The organism is Vibrio tubiashii ATCC 19109, assembly GCF_000772105.1.
Lineage (GTDB): Bacteria > Pseudomonadota > Gammaproteobacteria > Enterobacterales > Vibrionaceae > Vibrio > Vibrio tubiashii.
Genome location: NZ_CP009354.1, coordinates 73,941 through 96,237, shown reverse-complemented (window position 1 = coordinate 96,237; position 22,297 = coordinate 73,941). Strand labels below are relative to the sequence as shown.

Below are 22,297 nucleotides of genomic sequence, written 5' to 3'. Positions count from 1 at the left end.
GCTTTCCATAGGGCGAAGCCCGTTCTGAAGCGAAGCGTTCTTAAGGACGGAGTCCGCTTCAATCCTTAACCTTTAAAATCTCATCCCAAGGCAAGCTCTCATCACCCAAGACAATAAAATTCGGGTTTTCTAACGTATCGCGCTCATTGTAAGAAAGCGGCTCTAGCAAGGTACTTAGAATACGCCCACCGGCTTCTTCAACAATACATTGTGTTGCGGCGGTATCCCATTCCCCGGTAGGGCCAAGTCGTAGGTAGCAATCGACTGCACCTTCCGCGACTAAACAGGCTTTCAGCGCTGCTGAGCCAAGTGGGACTAAATCATAATTCCAACCGCTGCTCATTCGGCTCGTGATGCGATTAATATCTTGGCGACGGCTAATCGCAATAGCGATTGGGCTTTGCTTGCCATCATGTTGATGGGTTTTGATACGCACGCTTTCGCTTAAGTCTGGAATTTTCCACGCCCCTTTACCTTGGTAAGCGTAGTACGTCACTCCAGAAACCGGACCATATACCACTCCCATCACGGGTTTATTGTTTTCTACGAGAGCGATAATGGTAGCAAAGTCGCCACTGCGGGCAATAAACTCTTGGGTACCATCCAGTGGATCAACTAGCCAGTAGCGATCCCACTGTGAGCGTTTATCTAAACTGATATCGGCCGCTTCTTCTGATAACACCGGGATATCTGGAGTCAGCTCGGTGAGTCTTTCCACAATCAGTTTGTGCGCGGCGATATCAGCACTGGTCACGGGTGTTTCATCACTTTTGGTGAACGCTTGGTACTCTTTTTTCTCGTAAATATCGAGAATCAACTGCCCAGCACTACGGGCAATTTCAATCACTGCGGGCAAATGATGAGAAAGGTCTTCTGTCATTGGCATAAAAAATCCTTACGCTCTACCTACTCTTTCCTCAGACGACATCGCAGAGGAAAACGTTAATTATTTTAAGATTCGTAGAGCGAGTAATAACGCAGTAATACTGCGCGCTTCACTAAAATCGAGGTGTGTTAATAGCTCTTCAGCTTGCGCTAAAGGCCAACGAACCACTTCTAACGGTTCTGGTTCATCACCTTCCAATTGCTCTGAGTATAGTTGCTCCGCAATGAACAGGGTCATTTTGCTAGAGAAATAAGAAGGGGCAAGAACGACTTCTTTCAAAGGCGTTAACTTATGAGCGCCAAAGCCAATCTCTTCTTTCAGTTCACGCTCAGCCGCTTGCTGAGGAGTTTCACCTGGATCGATTAACCCCTTAGGAAAACCCAGCTCATACCTCTCAGTGCCCGCGGCATATTCTCTGACTAACAAAATGTCACCTTGCTCGGTAACAGGAACCATCATGACTGCATTTCGCCCACTGGGTTTCATGCGCTCATAAGTCCGCTGTTCACCATTGCTAAAGCGTAAATCCAACGCTTCAATAGAGAACAGTCGAGATTGCGCGACAGTCTGTTTCGCCAGAATTTCTGGTGGGTTCCGTTTGGCCACGAGCTTACTCCTTTGCATCAAGGGAAGGTTCTAGAATCTGTCGCTCTTTCGTAACCATATTGTTCGAAAGTTCAACACTCCTAATATATGAGAAATTTATCAGCTTTGAAAACAAAAAAAGGGCTGACATTGCTGCCAACCCTATGTATTTCATTCGGTTAAATGCATTTCTTAGTAGTAAGAGTGCTCACCACGATCGTGCTCAGTTGCATCGCGTACCGCAGACAGCTCACCTTCGAATTGCTGAAGAAGCTCTTTCTCGATGCCTTCTTTCAGTGTTACATCAACCATAGAACAGCCGTTACAGCCGCCACCAAAGGCAACAATTGCAATGCCTTCGTCTGTGATTTCAACTAGGTTTACATGACCACCGTGACCCGCAAGCTGAGGGTTAACCTGAGTCTGAATCACGTACTCAACACGCTCTACTAGAGGCGCGTCATCAGAAACCTTACGCATTTTCGCGTTTGGTGCTTTCAAAGTTAGCTGAGAGCCCATTTTGTCAGTTACAAAATCAATTTCAGCGTCTTCAAGGAACGGCAGGCTTAGCTCATCAACAAATGCTGAGAAGAACTCAAACGCCAATTCAGTATCGGCAGACTCTACCGCTTCTGGCGGGCAGTAAGACACGCCACACTCTGCGTTTTGAGTGCCAGGGTTTACCACGAATACACGAATATTAGTGCCTTCTGGCTGCTGACCTAATAGGTTAGCAAAGTGTTTTTGGGCAGTTTCTGTAATAGTAATTGTATTTGACACGACGAATACCTGAGTAATTTTGTAGGCTATTAGTTGACCATTTTACTCCTGAATAGCAAGAGGTCTAGCCTTTTAGTCAATTTATATACCCAAAATAATTGAAGTTGCAGCGCGGCAACAAGACAATTCAGCCCTATGAGCATAGGTGTACTATGTGATTAGGGTGAATTGGCGCAGTGAACAACGCTGCAGATTCTAGAATGAAGGGTATACTAACTTGCTGGCTCAGGAGTACGGCATATACAGTAAATATCAACGCTTTTCACCCCCGCTTCAAGCAGTAATTCACATAAATGCTGCACCGTACTACCAGTAGTGAGAACATCATCAACAATCGCGATATGGTCAGCAACAATCTCTCCATTGAGTAAGAAAGCACGGTCTAGATTTCGCTTTCGCTCCACCTTAGTTAAACCTTGCTGCTGAGGTGTTGCTCTCACTCTTTTGAACAGGGGCTGACACGGTACGTTGAGTTGCCGCGCCAGTGAACGTGCTATCAACTCACTTTGATTAAATCCGCGCCTTAGATACCGCCCCCAGTGCAAGGGCACAAAAGTAATCACCTGTGCGGGCGTTTCTATTCTTGGGGCGAGCAGGCTCGCGAGCTTACTCGCCTGCCAAAATTGCCGCTCGTACTTAAGCCTATGAACATATTGCGCAAGTGGTAGTTGATAGTCAGCAACGCAATAAAGCCGCCGCCATTTAGGTGGATGTTTAAGACATTCTCCGCACTCTGCAATATCAAAAGGAGTAGGCAAACCACAGCGCTGACAACGAGGTAAAGGCGCGAAGTAGCGCGAGCAATGGTCACATATGCCACTTTGTGAATGGGGCCTGGTCAACGCGAGATGGCAAACCTCGCAATGCATAGGCAACAGGTCGGCGATGTGTTTCACTACCTTTTGAGTTAACATAACCCCACTCCATTGAAACAGTATTTGATGATTGTCTAGACAGGACTGAGAGCGAGAGGATGGAAAAAGTGCTACAAACTGAGAACAACCGTGAATCTTTGTATTGGCAATCCCAAGGTCAAGGTGATGACCTAGTGCTACTCCATGGTTGGGGAATGAATGGCGCGGTTTGGCAGCAGACAGTTGAAGTTCTTAGCCAGCATTTTTGTGTCCATGTGGTCGACCTACCAGGGTTTGGTCATAGCCATCAGTCTAGTTTCGAGAATATGCATGATCTCGCTGAGCAAGTCTTGCTGCACGCACCTGAGAAAGCGATCTGGCTTGGCTGGTCACTAGGCGGTTTACTGGCAACCCATATTGCACTTAATGCCCCACAACGAGTCGAAAAGCTGATTACTGTCGCAAGCTCACCCAAATTTGCCGCCGAGAGACCCTGGCGCGGCATTCAACCGAATGTGTTAAGTGCGTTTACCGAACAATTGGTTGATGATTTCCAACTGACTATCGAACGTTTTATGGCCTTGCAGGCGATGGGGAGCCCTTCAGCAAGACAAGATGTCAAACAGCTGAAAAAAGCCGTTCTCTCAAGACCAACACCAAACCCAACCTCTCTGTTAGCAGGTTTACAACTGTTAGCCGATATCGACTATCGTGCTGAGCTAGAAAGCCTAACCATTCCGATGCTACGTCTCTATGGCCGCTTAGATGGCCTTGTGCCTGCTAAAGTCGCCAGTGATGTCGATAGCCTCGCGCCAAACAGCGATAGCTACATTTTCACCGACTCTTCTCATGCGCCGTTTATGACTGAATTCGAGTCATTTTGTCAGCAAGTACACCAATTCCTTGATCGCTAAAGCATTAAATGAACAATGTACAAAAAATAAAAATCTGCGCTAAACCTTTGCCCTAACTGGTCGATAAATAAACTAACCGAAAGAGTTACCACTCTCAGGTTGGGCGTGAGGAGGTTAATGAATGCTCGTATCACCTACGAACGTAAGCGTTCCACTCATCGCCCCATCGGTTAATGTGCAAACGGAGCAAGCGGCGCGCGACAATAAAGTCCGAGAGCCAATTGCACCAACGATTGCATTGACCAAGAGCAACGCAGAACGAAAGGTAACAGCAGACGATAAACGGCGAAAGCAATCCTCATGGGATCCCTCAGAGCACCCAAGCTATGAGACGGAAGAAAGTGGGAGTGTGGTTGCAGTTTCTCAGGAAGAACCTAAAGATACCCTCGAAAGGCTATTCCAACTGTTGGCACTGGAAAGTTATAGCGAACATCAAGGTAAAGGCTATGCCATGCGTTTTCGTTTACCGAGGCGCATAATCGATGCGGCGATAACAGAGGGGATGATGGAAAAACGCAGAACCGTGATTAAATTTCATTACGGAGATGCCGTGGCCCCAAATACCCCTTCTGATGTAATTGCGGTGTTGTAGTACCTTGTCGTTCCCTGGTTCGATAAGGTAATGCCGAAAAAAATCCCCGCTAGTATCGCTACTACGGGGATTTATATTTTTAGCGCAACAACTTAACGCTTAGCTTTTGCAAAGGCAGCTGCGAATGCACCACCCATAGCACTGTTATTGTTCGACGACTCATCACGGCGGCGTTGACCACCTTGCTGTTGACGCTGCTGACCACGTGGAGCACTTGAACGCTGAGTTCGATTGTCCTGCCCTGGCTCATCGGTTAAGCGCATTGAAAGACCAATACGTTTACGCTGCACATCCACTTCCATCACTTTCACCTTGACGATATCGCCCGCTTTAACCACTTCTCGTGGGTCCGAAACGTAACGGTCCGTCAGCGCAGAGATGTGTACTAAACCATCTTGGTGAACGCCGATATCAACAAAGGCACCAAAGTTCGCAACGTTAGACACTACCCCTTCTAACACCATACCAGGTTCAAGATCAGAAACCTGATTTACGCCATCAGCGAATGTGGCTGTCTTAAACTCAGGGCGAGGATCGCGACCCGGCTTATCGAGCTCTTTAATGATGTCGCTCACGGTTGGAACACCAAAGTTCTCATCGGTGTAATCGACAGCGTGAAGTCCGCGTAGGAACTGAGTATCACCAATCAGCGCTTTGACATTTTTGCTGTTTTTCTCAGCAATCGCTTTTACCACAGGGTACGCTTCTGGGTGAACAGAAGAGGCATCAAGGGGGTTCTTACCATCCATAATGCGCAGGAAACCCGCACACTGCTCAAATGCCTTAGGCCCAAGACGCGCGACTTTTTTCAGCGTGGTACGCGCTTCAAAGCGGCCATTCTCATCACGGTAGTCAACAATGTTTTGCGCAATTGTGCTTGATAGGCCAGCTACGCGAGTTAGCAGAGCCGGTGATGCTGTATTCACGTCGACACCAACAGCATTCACACAGTCTTCGACTACCGCATCAAGACGTTTTGCCAACATAGATTGGCTAACATCATGCTGATACTGACCCACACCAATCGATTTAGGGTCAATCTTAACTAATTCAGCCAGTGGATCTTGCAAACGGCGAGCAATCGACACCGCACCACGCAGTGACACATCTAAGTTCGGGAACTCTTTTGCTGCTAGCTCTGACGCCGAGTAAACCGATGCACCCGCTTCGCTAACCATGATTTTCTGCACCTTGAGGTTGCCACGTTTAATCAGGTCAGCGACAAAGCTGTCAGTTTCACGTGAAGCAGTACCATTGCCAATCGCAATCAAATCCACGTTGTACTTACGTACTAAAGCATCAACAATTTGCGCTGATTTATCATATTGCTTTTGTGGCGGATGAGGGTAGATGGTTTCGGTTGCTAGCACTTTACCGGTTGAATCGACCACGGCAATTTTCGAACCAGTACGAAGACCAGGATCAAGGCCAAGTGTGGCACGAGGACCCGCAGGTGCAGCCATCAGCAGATCTTTCAGGTTAGTGGCAAAAACCTCAATCGCTTCAATCTCTGCACGCTCTTTCATCGCACCCATCAATTCAGTTTCCATGTGCATCGAAACTTTGATGCGCCATGCCCAGCTGATCACCTGCTTACGCCAACCATCTGCCGGAGCACTGCTTAGGGATATACCATAGTGGTCACTAATAATCGTCTCACAATGAGACTGACGAACGCCTTCTTCCTGCGCAGGGTCAGCATTCATCGCAAGGGTTAAGAAACCTTCATTTCGACCACGCAACATGGCTAGGGCGCGGTGCGATGGCACTTTACTCAACGCTTCATTGTGCTCAAAGTAATCTTTAAATTTCTCACCTTCGCGCTCTTTGCCGTCGACCACTTTAGCGACGAGTTCCGCGTTGCGATTCAGATAAGCACGAATTTTCTCTAGTAGATTGGCATCCTCAGCGACTCGCTCCATCACGATAGCACGAGCACCATCCAGAGCTGCTTTGGTATCAGCAATGCCTTTGTCTGCATCTAGGTAATTTGCCGCTTCCGCTTCAGGTTCGGTTTGCGGCTGATTCCAAAGCTTATCTGCTAGCGGCTCTAAGCCTGCCTCGATCGCGATTTGGCCTTTAGTACGACGCTTTGGTTTGTATGGCAAGTAAAGGTCTTCAAGACGTGTTTTACTGTCTGCCTGTGCTATCTCAGCTTCAAGTTCAGAGGTTAACTTACCCTGCTCTTGAATCGATTTAAGAATGGTTTGGCGACGCTCATCTAGCTCGCGTAGGTAGGATAAACGGCTATCAAGGTTACGCAGCTGAGTATCATCCAATCCACCCGTGACTTCTTTACGGTAGCGGGCAATAAAAGGGACTGTGTTTCCATCATCAATGAGGTTAACAGCAGCAGTGACCTGCTCAGGTCGAACACTCAGTTCCTGAGCAATCAAATTACAGATAGCTTGGCTCATCCGTTGAATCTCTTGTTGTATTTTAACCTTCTTTATATTGGGATTCTTGATGTAAAACCCAATACTTTTTGTTACCGCGAGCAAGGTTACGCAATTGTTTTGCCAATAGTTTGGCAATTATGTGAAAGTTGTGTCAGAAATAGAGATAAGTCAGAACTTAGATCTGAAAAATGGAACTAATTTCGTTCAAGACCTTGTGCGAATAACGAGTAGTTGGAACCGCTATGAAAAAAATCTTACTGGCCCTTTCTGTACTATCTGTATCCTTAGCTTCTCCTTTGGCCTTAGCTGATCAAGCTAGCGCTGCGATCAATGCTTCTACCCAGTCTCCTGTTTACACCCTTGATGACAAACTTGTCTTAGGGCGGGTAGAAAGCGTTTATCTCGAAGAGATCGAGGCGCTAAAAGGGGTTTCATTTGCTGGTAAGATTGATACTGGCGCAGACACGACATCGATGCATGCTACCAACATTCACGTTTCCAGCTCTGATCCCCAGTTTAGCCAACTCAAAGATCACAAGCTGATGAAAGCGCTGATCGACTTCGCTCCTATTGATGATGTCGATTACGATGATTGGAATGCTGAACTTTTTGCCCCTTACGGTGTTGAAGTGACTTTCACCATTAAGCATCCGCACACGGGTGAGAGCATTAAGGTGACTAGACCAATAGAACGTGTTGGCGTGATTCGCAATCGAACACAAAAAGAACCGATTCTGCGCCCAACCATCACCTTGCCAATGACCATTGCTGGCAAAACCGTCATGACACAAGTTAACTTAACTGATAGAAACCAGTTTTCAGCGCCAATTCTGATTGGCAAAACTTTTCTCGATAACAACGCTTGGGTTTACGCAGGCTACGATTACCTTCAAGAGCAAAAGAACGCGCAACTTGTTGGTAAGAAAGAGTCGGTTGAAATCGCTGGCGTAAAGCAGAAGATTAGCTACTCACTGCAAAACAACTACTCTTCACTGCATGCCACCAATATAAACATCGACTCTAACAAGCAACTGGTCTCTTTCGATGTCGAAGATGGCAATGGCAGCAGCGAGACACTCACACTCCCACTGGTACGTATGTTGAACGTGAGTGGCAAAAAGCGCCCAATGGTGTTCGTTCCAATCGACACTAACGGTGCTGAAACTCAATACTGGTTCGTCTACTTAACTGACCGTAGCAAACTCAATTCACAGCTACGTCTCGGCAAAGGCACGCTCAATCGACGCTTTATGATCGATACTAGCGCGACGTCTTTGTTATCAGGCAAGCCTAAAACCATCAGTAGCAAGTCAAAAGCGATGCAGGTTTCCGGTGAGGAGTCTCTATTGCTTGATGGTATTGAATTAACGGCAGAACCATCACTGGTAGTGAAAACACCGCTGCTAAAAGTCGCAAGCTTCGAGATTTTTGAAAAGAAAGGCAAAGAGTGGGTAACTTACTACCTCACTGACCAAAACGGCGAGGCCAAGCAGTTTTCTAAACCGATCAATAAAACCCTAAAAGTCGGTGACTCCACTCGCCCAGTGGTATTTGGTACCTTCACCCTATACGGCGAGAAAGTTGAACTGCCGTACGCCATTGATGTGCTCGATGAAGACGAGACCAGTGATTACTTCATCATAGGTCAGAAGATGTCCAAAAATGGCGTGCTCATAAACACTCGCACTGATCATCTACTCGATTCCTACCCGCTATTTAAGGCAGGTCATATCGAGGTTGCGCAAGTAGAAGGTCTTAGCTTCCCCGTTAAGCTCGATACTGGTGCAGACGTCAGCTCTATCAATGCGCAGAACATCAAACAGTTTGAAAAAGACGGCAAACCTATGGTCAGTTTTAGCTACCAAAATGATCTCGGTATGGAGAAAGACTTTACCCTAGAGGTCGTCGATAGTATGAAAATCAGGGCGAAAAAAGGTGAGAAACCGACTATTCGCCCAGTCGTTGAAATGCAAGTCAAACTGGGCGAACTCGAGAAGAAGATACGGGTCAACCTGAAAGACCGCAGCCGTTTCCACTACAGCATGATATTAGGTAAAAACTTCCTCAAATACGGCGCAGTGGTGGGCAGTGAACACAATTACATCCTTACTGAAAAACCCGACTACGAAAAATAATCACAGCCAAAAGTCCCGCCCCGCGGGACTTTTTGTTATTCAGCGCTGTAGCGAATAGTGTTAACGAACCACTCTTTGTAACCTTCTGGGGTTTTAACGCTGAATTCGTCATCGACTTCTTTTTTCAATAAGGCGCGCGCCATCGGTGAATCAATCGAAATATAACCTTTGGCGTCACCGTAAATTTCGTCAGGGCCGACAATACGAAAAGCTTTGACTTCCCCTGCTTCGTTCTCGATTTCAACCCAAGCTCCAAAGAACACTTTGCCTTCTTGCTGCGGCGAGTAATCAACCACTTTGACTTGCTCTAGACGCTTACGCAAATAACGTACGCGGCGATCTATCTCTCTTAAACGCTTTTTGTTGTATTGATAGTCAGCGTTTTCACTCCGATCACCGAGACTCGCCGCCCAAGTCACTTTTTTTGTTACTTCCGGACGCTCTTCTTTCCACAAAAAATCGAGCTCTTTTTTAAGTCGATCAAAGCCTTCTCTTGTTATTAGGTTCGTTTTCATATTTCTGACGTTATTAAATTGAAGTTCCGATATACATTAGCTAAAAAGGAAATAAACGTTAACAATTCTTTGCACCAATAGCTTAAGAACAGTGTTACATTTTAAGTTGCGCATAAAGGTGATTGTTTCAACAGCCTGAAGTCGCGCAAGCTTATTAACTAGGTGGACCCATTACATGCAAGAAAATCACAAGATCTTAGTTGTTGATGATGATGCACGACTTCGTGCACTACTAGAGCGTTACTTGTCTGAACAAGGATTCCAAGTTCGTAGTGTTGCAAACAGTGAGCAGATGGACCGCCTGCTAACGCGTGAAACTTTCCATTTGATGGTGCTAGACCTGATGTTACCAGGCGAAGACGGGCTATCGATCTGCCGTCGCCTTCGTAATGCCAACAGCACGTTACCGATTCTGATGCTGACCGCAAAAGGAGACGAGATCGATCGTATCGTCGGCCTAGAGGTAGGGGCAGATGACTACTTACCAAAACCGTTTAACCCACGTGAACTATTAGCACGTATTAAAGCAGTCTTGCGCCGTCAAACGACCGAGCTACCCGGTGCACCAAGTAGTGAAGAGTCAGTGGTTGAGTTTGGTGATTTCCGCTTAAACCTAGGTACGCGTGAAATGTTCCGTGGCGATGAAGCCATGCCGCTAACTTCAGGTGAGTTTGCCGTACTGAAAGCTCTCGTGACCAATGCTCGTGAGCCAATGTCGCGTGATAAGTTAATGAACATGGCCCGCGGCCGCGAATATTCAGCGATGGAACGTTCGATTGACGTGCAAATCTCTCGCCTACGTCGTATGCTCGAAGTCGATCCAAGTAAACCTCGTTACATCCAAACTGTATGGGGCCTAGGTTATGTTTTTGTCCCAGATGGCAAAGAAGCGTAACCAAAAATATGATTTGATAGAGTGCGAGACTTAGTCTCGCACTCTTTGTTTTAGACTAACCTTTTCTCAAGGTAGGTGTTATGCGCATCCGCAGCTCATTTACTCAATCCATTTTTATCTTTCTGACTCTGCTTATTGCCAGCCAAGTCTATTCTTACTACGCCGTGTTTAATTACGCGCTGATGCCAAGCTTGCAGCAGTTTAATAAAATCCTCGGCCACGAAATTAATCTGATGCTGGATGATTCCGCCACCCTAGCAGATGGCCTGGCTATGGATGCACCTCTGCGTAGGCGTGTATTGGAGCAGCTAGGGGTAACCGTTCATGCTGAAGATAGTCCAATGGCAGAAGAGTATTACCATGCGGTGAGCATCGACCTGATGAGTGAAGAGATGACCAATGAACTTGGCTCGCCAACTGATGTTCGTATGATGCTCGGAGAAAATAGCTACATCCTGTGGATGAAGATTGACTCCCTACCTGACTCCCTCTTACGCATTCCTCTCTCTGAACTGCAAGAAGAAGATTTTACGCCACTGTTTCGCAATAGCCTGATCATGGCATTGTTGATTGTTGCGGGAGGCTGGTTGTTCATCCGTTTGCAAAACCGTCCTCTCATTGCGTTGGAAAAAGCGGCCAAAGGGGTTGGTCGTGGTGAGATTCCACCACCATTACCTGAAAAAGGCGCTTCAGAAATTCGCTCAGTAACGCGCGCTTTCAACCAGATGTCTAAAGGTATCCAAGCACTTGAGGAGGACAGAGCCCTACTGATGGCGGGCATTAGCCACGACCTGCGAACTCCGTTAACCAGAATTCGTCTTGCGACAGAAATGATGTCCCCTGAAGACAGCTATCTAGCTGAGGGCATTATTAGCGATACTGAAGAGTGCAACGAGATCATCAGCCAATTTATGGATTACCTTAAACCGGTAAACAAGCAATCTTTTATTGAGGTTGACCTTAATGAAATCGCTAACGATGTCGCTTCATCTGAAGGCGGCTATGAGGTGCAAATTGATACCGAACTCCACCAGCCAATCAAGGAGACCTTAGGCAGCCCAATTGCTATCAAGCGCGCGGTGAGCAATTTAGTCGTCAACGCAATTCGCTATGGTAATGGCTGGACTAAAGTGAGCACCGGCATTACCGCAGATAACAAGTTGGTTTGGGTGTGCGTTGAAGATAATGGACCTGGGATAGAACAGAGCCAGATCGCCAAACTGTTTGAACCCTTCACTCGGGGCGATACCGCGCGAGGAAGCGAAGGAACAGGGCTTGGCTTAGCGATTGTTAAACGCATTGTCAGCCAGCACAATGGTTCAGTCATCGTCAATAATCGCAGTGGCGGTGGCTTAAAAGTACAAATCAGTTTCCCAGCGACAAAGTAACAGGGAATAAATCCAACAAGGGCAGCTTAATCGCTGCCCTTGTTCGTTTTTAGATCTAATGTTTAGAGTCGACCTTGGTAACTAAACTGGAACTTACCTTCGCGGTCTGCGGGGGTTGGTAACCATTTTAACTGCTGCTGAAATGCACTCGGAAACTCAGCCTGAGGCTTAAACCAAGCACTTGAGGTGTAACTCTGATCCGAATTCAGCTTAGCAGTGAAGCCACTTTCGACTTGATTACTCTTCTGCTCGCCAACCACATCGAAGCTGCTCGACTGACAGCTAAAGTTAGCAATCACAGGGCCCACTTCTAAGTCAGACATTGGCGTGCCGACAGTATCAGTATTCCACACCACACTTCCTTGGGCGCTCTCACAATAAGGAGACGCGTAAGCGTATGAGCGCAGGCTAAGCTCTACCTGCCCGTTCAGTTCTAAAGGAACCGGAAGAGAAGGCGCAAACTGCATCACTTTTTCAACGGGCAACGAAGCAATTAAATTCTCAGCATATAAGCCATTTGGCGAATAGCCAACAATTCCGCGACCTTGAAGCGATAGATCACTACCACGACCGAAACGCACTTGAGCCTCTGCAGTCCCAGTTAACAACTTAGCAACGTTAAGCTGCCAGTTTAGCGCGCCATAGTTTTGGTTTTGCCATTTCACTTGGTGAACAGAGCCCTGCCATACCGTACCTTCAACCCCAATCAAGCTGAGTTGATTAGGCAGAGGCGCATATTGCACTACGAACTGAGCGGGTAAATGCACCATAGCGCTAGCGACAAATACGGAGCTAAGAAACACACCCGATAACACTGTTTTCTTCACTCAATTACCCTCTACCAAGCTGAAGTCGATTAACTTCAATCATACCGTCTTGGTTTCCTTTATCGATATCAAGAAATACCACCTTGATTCCATGCGTCTCTTGCAAAAAGGTTATCCAGTTTAAGAACTGATTGAACGGCATAGGCGCAACCCACACCTGAAACTGCTCGCCACGCGGTTGGACACGAATCAACTCAACTTTAAAGCGCCCAACACTTGAAGAAACCGCTTGGTTGATAGGTAGGCTAGAAACCGCTCTGCCACCCTGCCCTTGGGACTGACTGATCTGATCCGCTTTGTCTTTCACCCAAGAAAGCAGTTGCTTCTCGCTTTGAATGCGCATTTGAGCGTTATTTGCTCGCTCGGCGACAGGTTGAACGACGCCCCAATACAGGCCGCCAATGACCACCAATAGAGAGCAAGCAACCACTAAGCGCTGCTCACGTTGTGAAATACTCAACCACCAAGTTTGTAAGGTATTGACCAACTTATTCATGCTTAATCCCTCACAACGGCTTTAGAACAAAAGAGCCATTGACTAGGCTCCCTGAGCGGTTAAGTTGCCCCTGCTCGACCGCAAAATTAGAGCCCATCAGCTCTGCAGCCTTTTCAAAGGTTTGGAAATCTTTGCTTTGCGCTTGTAAGCGAACTTCATTACGTCCACTGTCATACTTAAAACTGGTGAGATCTAAACCAGGCACTTGATTGAGTAAAGGAGGCAGCTTCACCATCAGACTAATGAGTTCATTGCCATCAGAGCCACCAGACAAACGACTCGCTTCACGCTCCATTTCACGCTTTAAATAGCTCACGGTCGGTATCTTGGTTTTACCCGGTAAGGACTGGCGGAAAATACGCTCACTTTCCGTACGATAAGCACTCGCCTTCGCTTCATACTTTTGAATTTTAAGCACATTATCGACAACCACCACCGCCAATAGCAGCACCGCCGCAACAGCGACTTTCTGCCATATTTTCCAATAGCGACTGAAAGACGATTTAGGCTTAAATTGCCCAGTCAGAAGATTAATTTTGCTTATGATCGCTTGTTCAGCGAGTAACTGCATCACTAACTTAGGCTCGCCGTTCAGCCACTGCTGCTGTTCAGCAAGCTCAAGAGAAGTCGGCAAAGCCGAATATGAAGTTAGCGGTAGGAATTCTTCGTCTTGCTGTACCCATTCAGACTGAGCCACCAGCGATAGCCAATCACTCTCAACCGACATACCTTGGTAGCTAGACTTCTTCAATAGCCATTGCTGACCAATCTCAACCGCAGACAATCCTTCACTATCTGGAAGCGCCAATACGTCGGGCATGACCTTTTGGATCTGACAACCAATATCGCCAAGCTCCATGAGGACTTTTTCTAGCCACTGTGAATCCACCGCACACACCTGCGCTTGACCTTGCGATTTGTTTAGAATGGTAAAATGCAGTTGATCGACATCCTGCGCTAAATCATCTTCAAGCACATAGGGCAACATAGATTCAAGCTGGCGACTTGCACCCGCGGGAATTTCTACATCGGTTAGAACCAAGCTTTCTGCTGACAACAAAACAATCGTGCGACGCCCTTCCGCGTATGTCGCGATCTCTGGCAGTGCCTGATAACTGTCTAGCTCTCCGCTCGCAATCACTTCCTTTTGCGACTCCGACCAGACTAACCACTGGATAGCCTGAGCGGTATTATTTGTCAGTCGAACGATCAGAAACTCGTTCACCGATACCTCCGAAGCGACGGCTAATGACCGTCGCAGTTTGTTTATCACTACTAAATAGCAAGCTGCGTACTCTCACGCGAGAGTCCCCAACTAATAATTCAACATCCAACTCAAAATAGGCACTGGTTACAGCCAAATAGCCTTTGCCCTCTTTACGTGCATCAGCCGTTACGTTGGCAAACTCTTTCTCATTTAAAAAGTCGTCAACACTCGCCCAGCCGTCAAAAGGGCGATTTTCTAAAACCTGCTTAGCTTGAGTAACACTAAGAGCAGGTTGAAACAAAGCTGCCAACAATGCAGCATGCTCTGGCTTGATCGTATTTACATTTAATCTCAAATCGGTGGTTGGAATAGCACACACGTAAGGCAGTACTTTTTCCATCACTTCACCCGAAACCTGGTTGACTGCACGTAACTCAGAGCTATCCGCCATCAGGCTATTTGCCGCCATATAGGCGGGAGACATCGACTCATAGAAGCTGTCTTCAACCCCAACCGTCGAGTTAACCGAGTTATTGCTGTCGACGTATTCCCAAGTAGATTGAGCAACTGTTTCCGCTTGGTAATTTTCAATTTGCAACTCTTCGAGCAAGTTTTGAAAGACATCGACCAAGTATGGAGACTTATCCGACCCAGCTGTCGAAGCTAAGCTCGACAGTGCATTGAGGTTAAAGCAGGACTGCTGATCAACTAAGCGGCCTTTTAACGTACCGTAGTCCAACGGGTAAGTTTGCTCTTCTAATGCCCATGGCTGCGAAAGATTAATCGTATCTGAGTCTTTAAAGCTTTGTTCAAGACCTGCCTGCGCCAATGCTTCAGCCCCGACGCTATACCAATAAGCTTGCTGATAATTGATCTGGTTAGTCGCTCGTTTAAACTGACTAAACAGACGGTCTGCCATGCTTGCAGCGATACTGACCATGACCGCTAATAACAACAGCACGATGATAAGTGCGACGCCGCGCTGCTTTCTAACCATCTTGTTTCTGCTCCTCAGACAGCTCTAGAGTGCCCCCTGATGTCAGATAGATGCGCTCAATCTTGCCATAATCCTCTAGCTCTAAACTCAACGCTACGGCTTGTGGTAGAGCAAACTTAGTTTGCCACTCTTTCTGCCACTGCTTGCCATCGAAAAAACGCATCTCAAAATCTTCCACACCATCGAGCAATGGCATCACAATGCCTTCTTGCCCAGCGGGTGTGTCCGCATAACGCCACCATACTCGTTGCAACTGCTGGTCTTTAATCCGATAACCGACTTTACTTATTTCACCACGCGGAAACTGTTGCTGCGGATTGTGCCAACCAGCGCGAACGAACATCACCCCTTTTGCATCAGAGTCGAGTAAATAGTCTTTCCATTGCAACAACAAAGGAGAAGGCTCTTCGCCATTGGTACGAGCTTGACGCAGCGCCATTTGGCGAAAGTCATTGTCCATAAACACTAAGGCTCGTTGTAGCGTTTTTAAACGCTCACTACGCTCCATCGAAATTTCATTGCTGCGCTGAACCTGATTGAGAACCTGATAAGCCCCGACACTCAAGCTAGCAAAAATCGCAATCGCCACCAGCACTTCGATCAGGGTAAAGCCCTGTGACCGATTAAGACTATTTCGGTACATAGCTTCTCACCGTGACCACTGGCGATCCTTTTTCACTGGTCGCAACTTTAACATCAAAGGCTTGTAGCATATCCCCAGCGGTGGAAACGGGTTCCACTGTCCAGAACCAATCTCGCTGTGCGAGTGTTTCTTTGCCTTTTTTCTTACTTGGCTTACTGCCAGATAAAATCACCTTCGCCATTTGATTGTCTGCCACCATAGCCGCAAAAGTTTTCTCTTCGAGAAAGTTAAGCGTATTAATATGTTGGCTAACCGAGCGAATGGTCGCAATCGCTGCAGTGGCAAAAATCGCTAACGCGACCAACACCTCAAGAAGCGTAAAGCCTTGCTTAGCTTTCTTCATCACTTTCTCCAGGTGCTAACAAGATGATCTGACCATTTTCTTTTGCCACTATTCGCCATGCATCGTCTTCAGCACTGCGCTCCTGCGGGTAAATGGCAATAGAAAATGGTGTCACTTCACCGCTCGACATAATGAAAACTTGCGGTGGTGGCAGCTTTTTCTTCTCTTGTTCAAACTCAGCGAACATATCTTCATCAAAGAGAGAGCCGGGTTTAAACAAGCGCTCTTGATCACTCCAGACGCTGCCTCCCAGCGTTAACATGATAGATAGGTTATTCGCTAGCTCAGTCTCAGGCGGTATATGGTGTTGCTCGAGCTTTTGCCAACCTTCCGATTTTAGTCGCATAAAGTGGTACGTTGATTTCTTCTCATCAACGCGCAGACCGAAGTCATTACCACTCAACATCGCCTCTTCATTAAGAAGCTGAACCCGATAAAACAAAGATTGAGCCTGTTTCTTTGCGCCGTCTTCTGCACTAACTGGTAAAGTAGAAATCACCGCTACGGATGCGAGTGAAATCAGCACCAATACCAGTAAAATCTCAAGCAGAGTAAATCCAGAATGACGACGCATAAAGGCTAAGCGTTAACTACTAATTACTGAAAATCTTGAATATTCCAGTTGCCGATATCAGCGTTGGCACCTTCGCCACCTTCCTGACCATCTGCACCTAGCGTAAAGATATCCACATTGCCATTGTCACCTGGGCTTAGGTATTGGTAGTCATTGCCCCATGGATCGGAAGGTAGACGCTTAATGTAGCCACCGTCACGGTAGTTGCGCGGCTCTGGGCTAGAAGGCTTCGTCACTAACGCTTCTAAACCTTGGTCTGTTGACGGATAAACGCTGTTATCGAGCTTGTACATATCAAGCGCATTCTCTAGCGCAACGATATCGGTAATCGCTTTCTGTTGATCCGCTTTTTCTTTGTTGCCAAGTAGGTTAGGTACGACAAAGCTTGCCAAAATACCTAAGATCACCACCACAACCATAACTTCTAACAAGGTAAAGCCAGACTGTTTCTTCATTTTTTTGTTCATTTTATTCTCCACAAAAGCAGCTTAGATTTGCTAAAAGCTGTTATGAACTCATTAAGTTATTCATTTCTAAAATTGGCATTAGCGTCGCCATAACAATAAACAGCACCAACCCCGCCATTAAAGCAATCAAAGCCGGAGTAAAGATGCCCAGTGCGATATTGATTGTCGATTCAAAGTTTGAGTCTTGGTTGTCCGCAGCACGAGTCAGCATGCCTTCTAGCTCACCACTCTGTTCACCACTGGCTATCATGTGCAGCATCATGGGTGGGAACAATTTGGTTTGCTCAAGAGCGCGGCGTAAGCTGGCACCTTCACGAACATTATCTGTCGCGATTAAGACCTGCTGTTTAACGTAATGGTTCGACATAACGTCCACTGCAACGCGCATTCCTTCCAAAATTGGAATCGCGCTCGAAGTACAGATAGATAATGTACGCGCAAAGCGCGAAGTGTTTAGGCCGCGGGCAATTTTGCCAACCAATGGCATAGAGATAACTTTGCGATCCCAACTCAAACGTAACTTAGGCTTACTGAGCGCAAACTTAACTAGGTAGATAACCACAATCAAAGCAACAAGCAGGGTAAGCCCCCAGTTTTGGATAAAGTCACTGGCAGCAAGTAAAAACTGAGTGGATTGAGGCAACTCTTGACCCATTTGGACAAACTGGCCCACAATTTTCGGAACAACAGCGGCAAGCAAGAACGCCACAATACCGACCGCGAAAACCACCAGCACGACTGGATAAATCATCGCTTGCTGCAATTTAGAACGTAATTTTTGGCGGTTTTCAGCATAATCCGCGAGACGTTCTAGCACTGAGTCCAAATGCCCTGACTTTTCGCCCGCTGAAACCATCGAACGAAACAGCTCGTCGAATACATGGGGAAAATCGGCCAAGCTGTCGGCTAAGGTATAGCCTTCCGTCACCTTGGAACGGACAGCAAGCAACATAGTACGGATGCGCGGTTTTTCTGACTGTTCAGAAACGGCTTTTAAACACTCTTCGAGCGGCATACCGGACTGAACCAAGGTCGCCAATTGACGAGTGATTAAGGCTAAATCAGGCGTGCTTAAACCCCGTTTAAACTGAAACGTCGCTTGGTTAGTCTGCTTTTTCGCTTTCTGCCTTGTTTCGCTCACTTCAACCGGTATTAGGCCTTGTTCTTTAAGTCTGGCACGCACCTGACGAGCATTATCACCTTCGATAACGCCTTTTTTGGTCTTACCTTTCGCATCGAGCGCTTTATATTCAAATGCCGCCATTAGCCTTCCTTGGTCACCCGCATCACTTCTTCAAGCGAGGTGATACCTGCACGCACTTTACTTAGACCATCATCGCGAATGCTCGGAGTATGCTCGCGAATCTGCTTTTCAATCGCCTGCTCTCCTGACTCGCTGTGAATCAAGGTCTGAACATCTTCATCAATCACGAGCAGTTCATGAATGCCTGTACGTCCGCGGTAGCCTTTATAATTACATGCTTCACAGCCACATGCGCGATAGAGAGTTAAGTCCTCTTTCTTCTTCAAACCAAACAGTTTTTTGGTTTCTTTATCTGCTTCATAAGGCTCTTTACAATCGGAGCATAGCGTACGCACTAATCGCTGAGCCAAAACACCCAGCAAAGAGGAAGAAATAAGGAAAGGCTCAATGCCCATATCACGTAGACGTGTAATCGCACCGACGGCTGTATTGGTGTGCAGCGTCGACATCACTAAGTGACCAGTCAAAGAAGCCTGAACTGCGATTTGCGCTGTTTCTAGGTCACGAATCTCACCCACCATGACCACATCCGGATCTTGGCGCAAAATTGCACGTAAACCACGAGCAAAAGTCATATCCACTTTGGGATTAACCTGAGTTTGGCCGATACCATCGATATCAAATTCAATCGGATCTTCGACCGTCAGAATATTGCGTTCATTGCTGTTAATCTCTGTCAGGCCAGCATACAGGGTGGTTGACTTACCAGAACCTGTAGGGCCCGTGACCAAAATGATGCCGTGCGGACGAGCGATCATCTGGCGGAACGCGTTGTGGTTGGTTTCTGTCATGCCAAGACTATGTAAGTCCAAACGCGTCGCATTTTTATCTAACAGACGCATTACTACCCGTTCGCCGTGTGAAGACGGCATCGTTGAAACACGAACATCAACAGCGCGTCCACCAATACGCAACGAGATACGACCATCCTGTGGTACACGCTTTTCAGCGATATCAAGCTTGGCCATGACCTTAACACGCGATACAAGCAATGGGGCTAACTTACGGCTCGGTGAAAGAACATCACGCAGCACGCCATCAATCCGGAAACGAATGGAGAGGCTTTTCTCAAACGTCTCGATATGAATATCCGACGCCCCTTCTTTGATTGCCTCGCCCAACATCGCGTTGATAAGCTTGATGATCGGTGCGTCATCTTCTGACTCAAGCAAATCTTCATCTTGCGGTAAGTCTTCCGCCAAAGAGAAGAAATCATCATTGTCGGCACCGATGTCTTCCATCAGTTGGCGCGCTTCCGAAGAATCACGCTGATAAGCTTCAGTTAACTTACCATCAAATGCCTCTTTGCTTAGCGCTTGCAAGGTAAAAGACTGACCACACACGCGCTTCACTTCAATCAAAGCCTGCACTGAAATCGGCGCGATATAGTAAAGCACTAAACCACTGTCAGAAGACTCTAAAACAAGCTTAAAGCGATTGGCAAAACTAAACGGCAAGCGTTTAAAGCTTGGATTTAACTCGACGTCCATTACTTAGCGCTCATCTGATCAATAAATGCTTGGATCTCGACTGGATGGCCTATCTCTTCACCATACTCTGGCAATACCGGAATATGACCGTCATCCATCAGCTTCAAACCCTGATCAGCTCTGTAGAGCTGCTCGGCACGAATAAAGTTGTATTTACGTTGAGTAATACCATCTGCCGTCATGCCATCCCGAATGATGGTTGGCTTGATAAATACCATGAGGTTTTTCTTTTCAACCTGAGTACTGGTTGATTTAAATAGATGGCCTAGATACGGAATATCGCCCAGTAGTGGCACTTTAGATTCACTTTCGAGTGCACGCTCATCAATAAGACCACCAAGGACAATCATCTGACCGTCTTCTACCATCACTGAGGTATTCAGTTGACGCTTGGCAAAACGCACATCGACCGCACCGTTAGCGCCCAATACGTTAGAGACTTCTTGCTCAATCTTTAACTGTACTGAGTTACCTTCGTTGATTTGCGGTACCACTTTAAGCTTGATACCGACCTCTTTACGCTCAACGGTCTGGAATGGGTTGTCATTATTTGAGCCAGTCTGAGAACCAGTAATGACAGGAACTTCTTCACCAACAATAAATGACGCTTCACCATTATCCATTACGGTAATGCTAGGCGAAGATAGAATGTTTGAGTTGGAGTCGGTCGATACTGCACTGATCAATGCTGTCCAGTCGCCCATAACGACACTCAATGCCGCACCATTTACACCACCTAGAGCAGAAGCCAGTTTACTGTAATCACCCTTAGTGGTCGTTTCCTCGTAATATTTAATTTCACCTGTATTAGAGTCTCGGATTGGTTTCTTTTCTACAGTATCCTTAGCTTCTTCTAGACCAATCATCACACTACCAATTGGTGCGCCAGCATTAGAGTGCTGAATCACGGCACCAGTATCTAGTGAACCCCATTGAATACCAAAGTTAAGGCCATCACCTTCAGACATCTCCACAATTAGCGCTTCGATTAACACTTGGGCACGGCGAATATCGAGCTGAGCAATCACATCCTGCAGCGCATTCATGATATCAGGCGGAGCGGTTACCACTAATGCGTTGGTATCTGGGTGGGCGGCAATCATCACTTCACCACGTTTAGCGCTACTCGCCTGTTTCGAACCGGATGATTTCTCTGCTTGCAGGTTATCAGACACACCTTTTAGCACATCAACTAAGTCTTCGGCTTTGGCATATTTAAGGTAAACCACGCGATTATTACCTTTTGATGCCATCTCAATATCGAGCTGTTTGATTAACTTACGTAGGCGTTCACGTACCTGCGGATCACCAGAGATCAGAATCGAGTTGGTTCGATCATCAGCAACCAATTTAGGTTGAAGGAAGGCAGGAGTGTTTTTGGCATCGGTGGTCTTGTTCAGAGCTTCGACAATACGCACCATTTCTGCAGCTGAAGCATTATCTAGTTCAACCACTTCAATTTCTTTGTCACCCGCTTGGTCAACACGCTTGATAATGTCCGCCAGACGATTCACCACAGCCGCGCGACCCGTAATTAGGATAATGTTTGCTGGGTCATAGTGAACCACGTTACCCGCACCCGCATTGTCATTAAGCTGACGTAGTAGAGGGGATAATTCGCGCACTGAGACATTTCGTACTGCGACAACTCGAGTGACAACTTCATCACCATTGATACTGCCATCACCGACAACAGGCACTGCCGATGTTTTCGCATCTTTGTCTTTGATGACTTTTAAGATGCCATTATCCATTTCCACCACAGCAAAACCGTACACTTCCAGCACATTGAGGAAAAAGCTGTAGTACTGCTCCTCAGTCAACATGTCGTAGCTACGCACGTCGACTTTACCTCTAACCGAAGGGTCAACAATGATGGTTTTTTCTAGGTTACGGCCAACAATATTGATAAATTCTTGAATATCTGTGCCTTTAAAGCTGGCACTAAAATCATTTGCTACTACCACTGCAGGTGACGTTAATAAGCTTCCTGCTAAAAGCCATGCGCTTTTTTTAAGCCAATGGTTCACTCTGTACTCCTCGGAT

22 protein-coding genes are annotated in these 22,297 nt (G+C 46.8%); 5 read left to right on the top strand and 17 right to left on the bottom strand.

Annotation, left to right across the window (positions count from 1 at the left end):
- Positions 1-58: 58 nt before the first annotated feature.
- The 4 genes from cysQ to IX91_RS00440 form a co-directional block, all read right to left on the bottom strand.
- A complete protein-coding gene (cysQ, locus tag IX91_RS00455) occupies positions 59-886 on the bottom strand; it encodes a 3'(2'),5'-bisphosphate nucleotidase CysQ (protein WP_004746085.1) in 828 nt (275 codons plus the stop codon).
- A gap of 60 nt (positions 887-946) precedes the next feature.
- A complete protein-coding gene (nudE, locus tag IX91_RS00450) occupies positions 947-1,492 on the bottom strand; it encodes an ADP compounds hydrolase NudE (protein ID WP_004746086.1) in 546 nt (181 codons plus the stop codon).
- Between the two features lie 171 nt (positions 1,493-1,663).
- Positions 1,664-2,251, bottom strand: coding sequence for a Fe-S biogenesis protein NfuA (gene nfuA / locus IX91_RS00445; protein WP_004746088.1), 588 nt, complete (start codon positions 2,249-2,251; stop codon positions 1,664-1,666).
- A gap of 212 nt (positions 2,252-2,463) precedes the next feature.
- Positions 2,464-3,165, bottom strand: a complete 702-nt coding sequence (locus IX91_RS00440; protein WP_004746089.1) for an amidophosphoribosyltransferase — start codon at positions 3,163-3,165, stop codon at positions 2,464-2,466.
- 59 nt (positions 3,166-3,224) lie between these two features.
- Between IX91_RS00440 and bioH the strand changes: the two genes are divergently transcribed.
- Positions 3,225-4,019: a pimeloyl-ACP methyl ester esterase BioH gene (gene bioH / locus IX91_RS00435; RefSeq protein ID WP_004746090.1), complete on the top strand. Its 795-nt coding sequence runs from the start codon at positions 3,225-3,227 to the stop codon at positions 4,017-4,019.
- 121 nt (positions 4,020-4,140) lie between these two features.
- The gene (locus tag IX91_RS00430) at positions 4,141-4,611 is read left to right on the top strand and encodes a hypothetical protein (protein ID WP_004746091.1); all 471 of its coding nucleotides are present in this window, start codon (positions 4,141-4,143) and stop codon (positions 4,609-4,611) included.
- Between the two features lie 92 nt (positions 4,612-4,703).
- On the opposite strand, the gene IX91_RS00425 is transcribed toward IX91_RS00430, so the two are convergent.
- The gene (locus IX91_RS00425; RefSeq protein WP_004746092.1) at positions 4,704-7,028 is read right to left on the bottom strand and encodes a Tex family protein; all 2,325 of its coding nucleotides are present in this window, start codon (positions 7,026-7,028) and stop codon (positions 4,704-4,706) included.
- Positions 7,029-7,252: 224 nt separating this feature from the next.
- On the opposite strand from IX91_RS00425, the gene IX91_RS00420 reads away from it, so the two are divergent.
- Positions 7,253-9,145 carry a putative ATP-dependent zinc protease gene (locus tag IX91_RS00420; protein ID WP_004746093.1) on the top strand — a complete coding sequence of 631 codons (1,893 nt, stop codon included), beginning with the start codon at positions 7,253-7,255 and terminating at the stop codon, positions 9,143-9,145.
- A gap of 35 nt (positions 9,146-9,180) precedes the next feature.
- On the opposite strand, the gene greB is transcribed toward IX91_RS00420, so the two are convergent.
- The gene (greB, locus tag IX91_RS00415) at positions 9,181-9,660 is read right to left on the bottom strand and encodes a transcription elongation factor GreB (protein ID WP_004746094.1); all 480 of its coding nucleotides are present in this window, start codon (positions 9,658-9,660) and stop codon (positions 9,181-9,183) included.
- Between the two features lie 175 nt (positions 9,661-9,835).
- Between greB and ompR the strand changes: the two genes are divergently transcribed.
- Both ompR and envZ read left to right on the top strand, forming a co-directional pair.
- Positions 9,836-10,555, top strand: coding sequence for an osmolarity response regulator transcription factor OmpR (ompR, locus tag IX91_RS00410; protein WP_004746095.1), 720 nt, complete (start codon positions 9,836-9,838; stop codon positions 10,553-10,555).
- Positions 10,556-10,635: 80 nt separating this feature from the next.
- On the top strand, positions 10,636-11,943 hold the full coding sequence (gene envZ, locus IX91_RS00405; RefSeq protein WP_004746096.1) for a two-component system sensor histidine kinase EnvZ: 1,308 nt from the start codon (positions 10,636-10,638) through the stop codon (positions 11,941-11,943).
- A 62-nt stretch (positions 11,944-12,005) separates the two neighbouring features.
- Here envZ and IX91_RS00400 read toward each other — a convergent pair whose 3' ends face one another.
- The 11 genes from IX91_RS00400 to gspD are packed head-to-tail and all read right to left on the bottom strand — an operon-like array spanning position 12,006 to position 22,281.
- A complete protein-coding gene (locus tag IX91_RS00400; RefSeq protein ID WP_004746097.1) occupies positions 12,006-12,770 on the bottom strand; it encodes a type II secretion system protein N in 765 nt (254 codons plus the stop codon).
- A 4-nt stretch (positions 12,771-12,774) separates the two neighbouring features.
- A complete protein-coding gene (locus IX91_RS00395) occupies positions 12,775-13,266 on the bottom strand; it encodes a type II secretion system protein M (RefSeq protein ID WP_004746098.1) in 492 nt (163 codons plus the stop codon).
- A 10-nt stretch (positions 13,267-13,276) separates the two neighbouring features.
- Positions 13,277-14,491 (bottom strand): type II secretion system protein GspL, encoded by a 1,215-nt coding sequence (gene gspL, locus IX91_RS00390; protein WP_004746099.1) that lies wholly within the window; start codon positions 14,489-14,491, stop codon positions 13,277-13,279.
- Positions 14,457-15,470 carry a type II secretion system minor pseudopilin GspK gene (gene gspK, locus IX91_RS00385; RefSeq protein WP_004746100.1) on the bottom strand — a complete coding sequence of 338 codons (1,014 nt, stop codon included), beginning with the start codon at positions 15,468-15,470 and terminating at the stop codon, positions 14,457-14,459. The genes gspL and gspK overlap by 35 nt, the downstream gene beginning before the upstream one ends.
- Positions 15,463-16,113: a type II secretion system minor pseudopilin GspJ gene (gene gspJ, locus IX91_RS00380; protein ID WP_004746101.1), complete on the bottom strand. Its 651-nt coding sequence runs from the start codon at positions 16,111-16,113 to the stop codon at positions 15,463-15,465. Before gspJ ends, gspK begins: the two co-directional genes overlap by 8 nt.
- A complete protein-coding gene (gene gspI, locus IX91_RS00375; RefSeq protein WP_004746102.1) occupies positions 16,100-16,456 on the bottom strand; it encodes a type II secretion system minor pseudopilin GspI in 357 nt (118 codons plus the stop codon). The genes gspJ and gspI overlap by 14 nt, the downstream gene beginning before the upstream one ends.
- Positions 16,443-17,030 (bottom strand): type II secretion system minor pseudopilin GspH, encoded by a 588-nt coding sequence (gspH, locus tag IX91_RS00370; protein WP_004746103.1) that lies wholly within the window; start codon positions 17,028-17,030, stop codon positions 16,443-16,445. The genes gspI and gspH overlap by 14 nt, the downstream gene beginning before the upstream one ends.
- Positions 17,031-17,053: 23 nt before the next feature.
- The gene (gspG, locus tag IX91_RS00365; RefSeq protein ID WP_004746104.1) at positions 17,054-17,497 is read right to left on the bottom strand and encodes a type II secretion system major pseudopilin GspG; all 444 of its coding nucleotides are present in this window, start codon (positions 17,495-17,497) and stop codon (positions 17,054-17,056) included.
- 40 nt (positions 17,498-17,537) lie between these two features.
- Positions 17,538-18,761 carry a type II secretion system inner membrane protein GspF gene (gene gspF, locus IX91_RS00360; protein ID WP_004746105.1) on the bottom strand — a complete coding sequence of 408 codons (1,224 nt, stop codon included), beginning with the start codon at positions 18,759-18,761 and terminating at the stop codon, positions 17,538-17,540.
- A complete protein-coding gene (gspE, locus tag IX91_RS00355) occupies positions 18,761-20,251 on the bottom strand; it encodes a type II secretion system ATPase GspE (protein WP_004746106.1) in 1,491 nt (496 codons plus the stop codon). The genes gspF and gspE overlap by 1 nt, the downstream gene beginning before the upstream one ends.
- Entirely contained in the window at positions 20,251-22,281 is a 2,031-nt protein-coding gene (gene gspD, locus IX91_RS00350) for a type II secretion system secretin GspD (RefSeq protein ID WP_004746107.1), read from the bottom strand. The genes gspE and gspD overlap by 1 nt, the downstream gene beginning before the upstream one ends.
- Between the last annotated feature and the right edge of the window lie 16 nt (positions 22,282-22,297).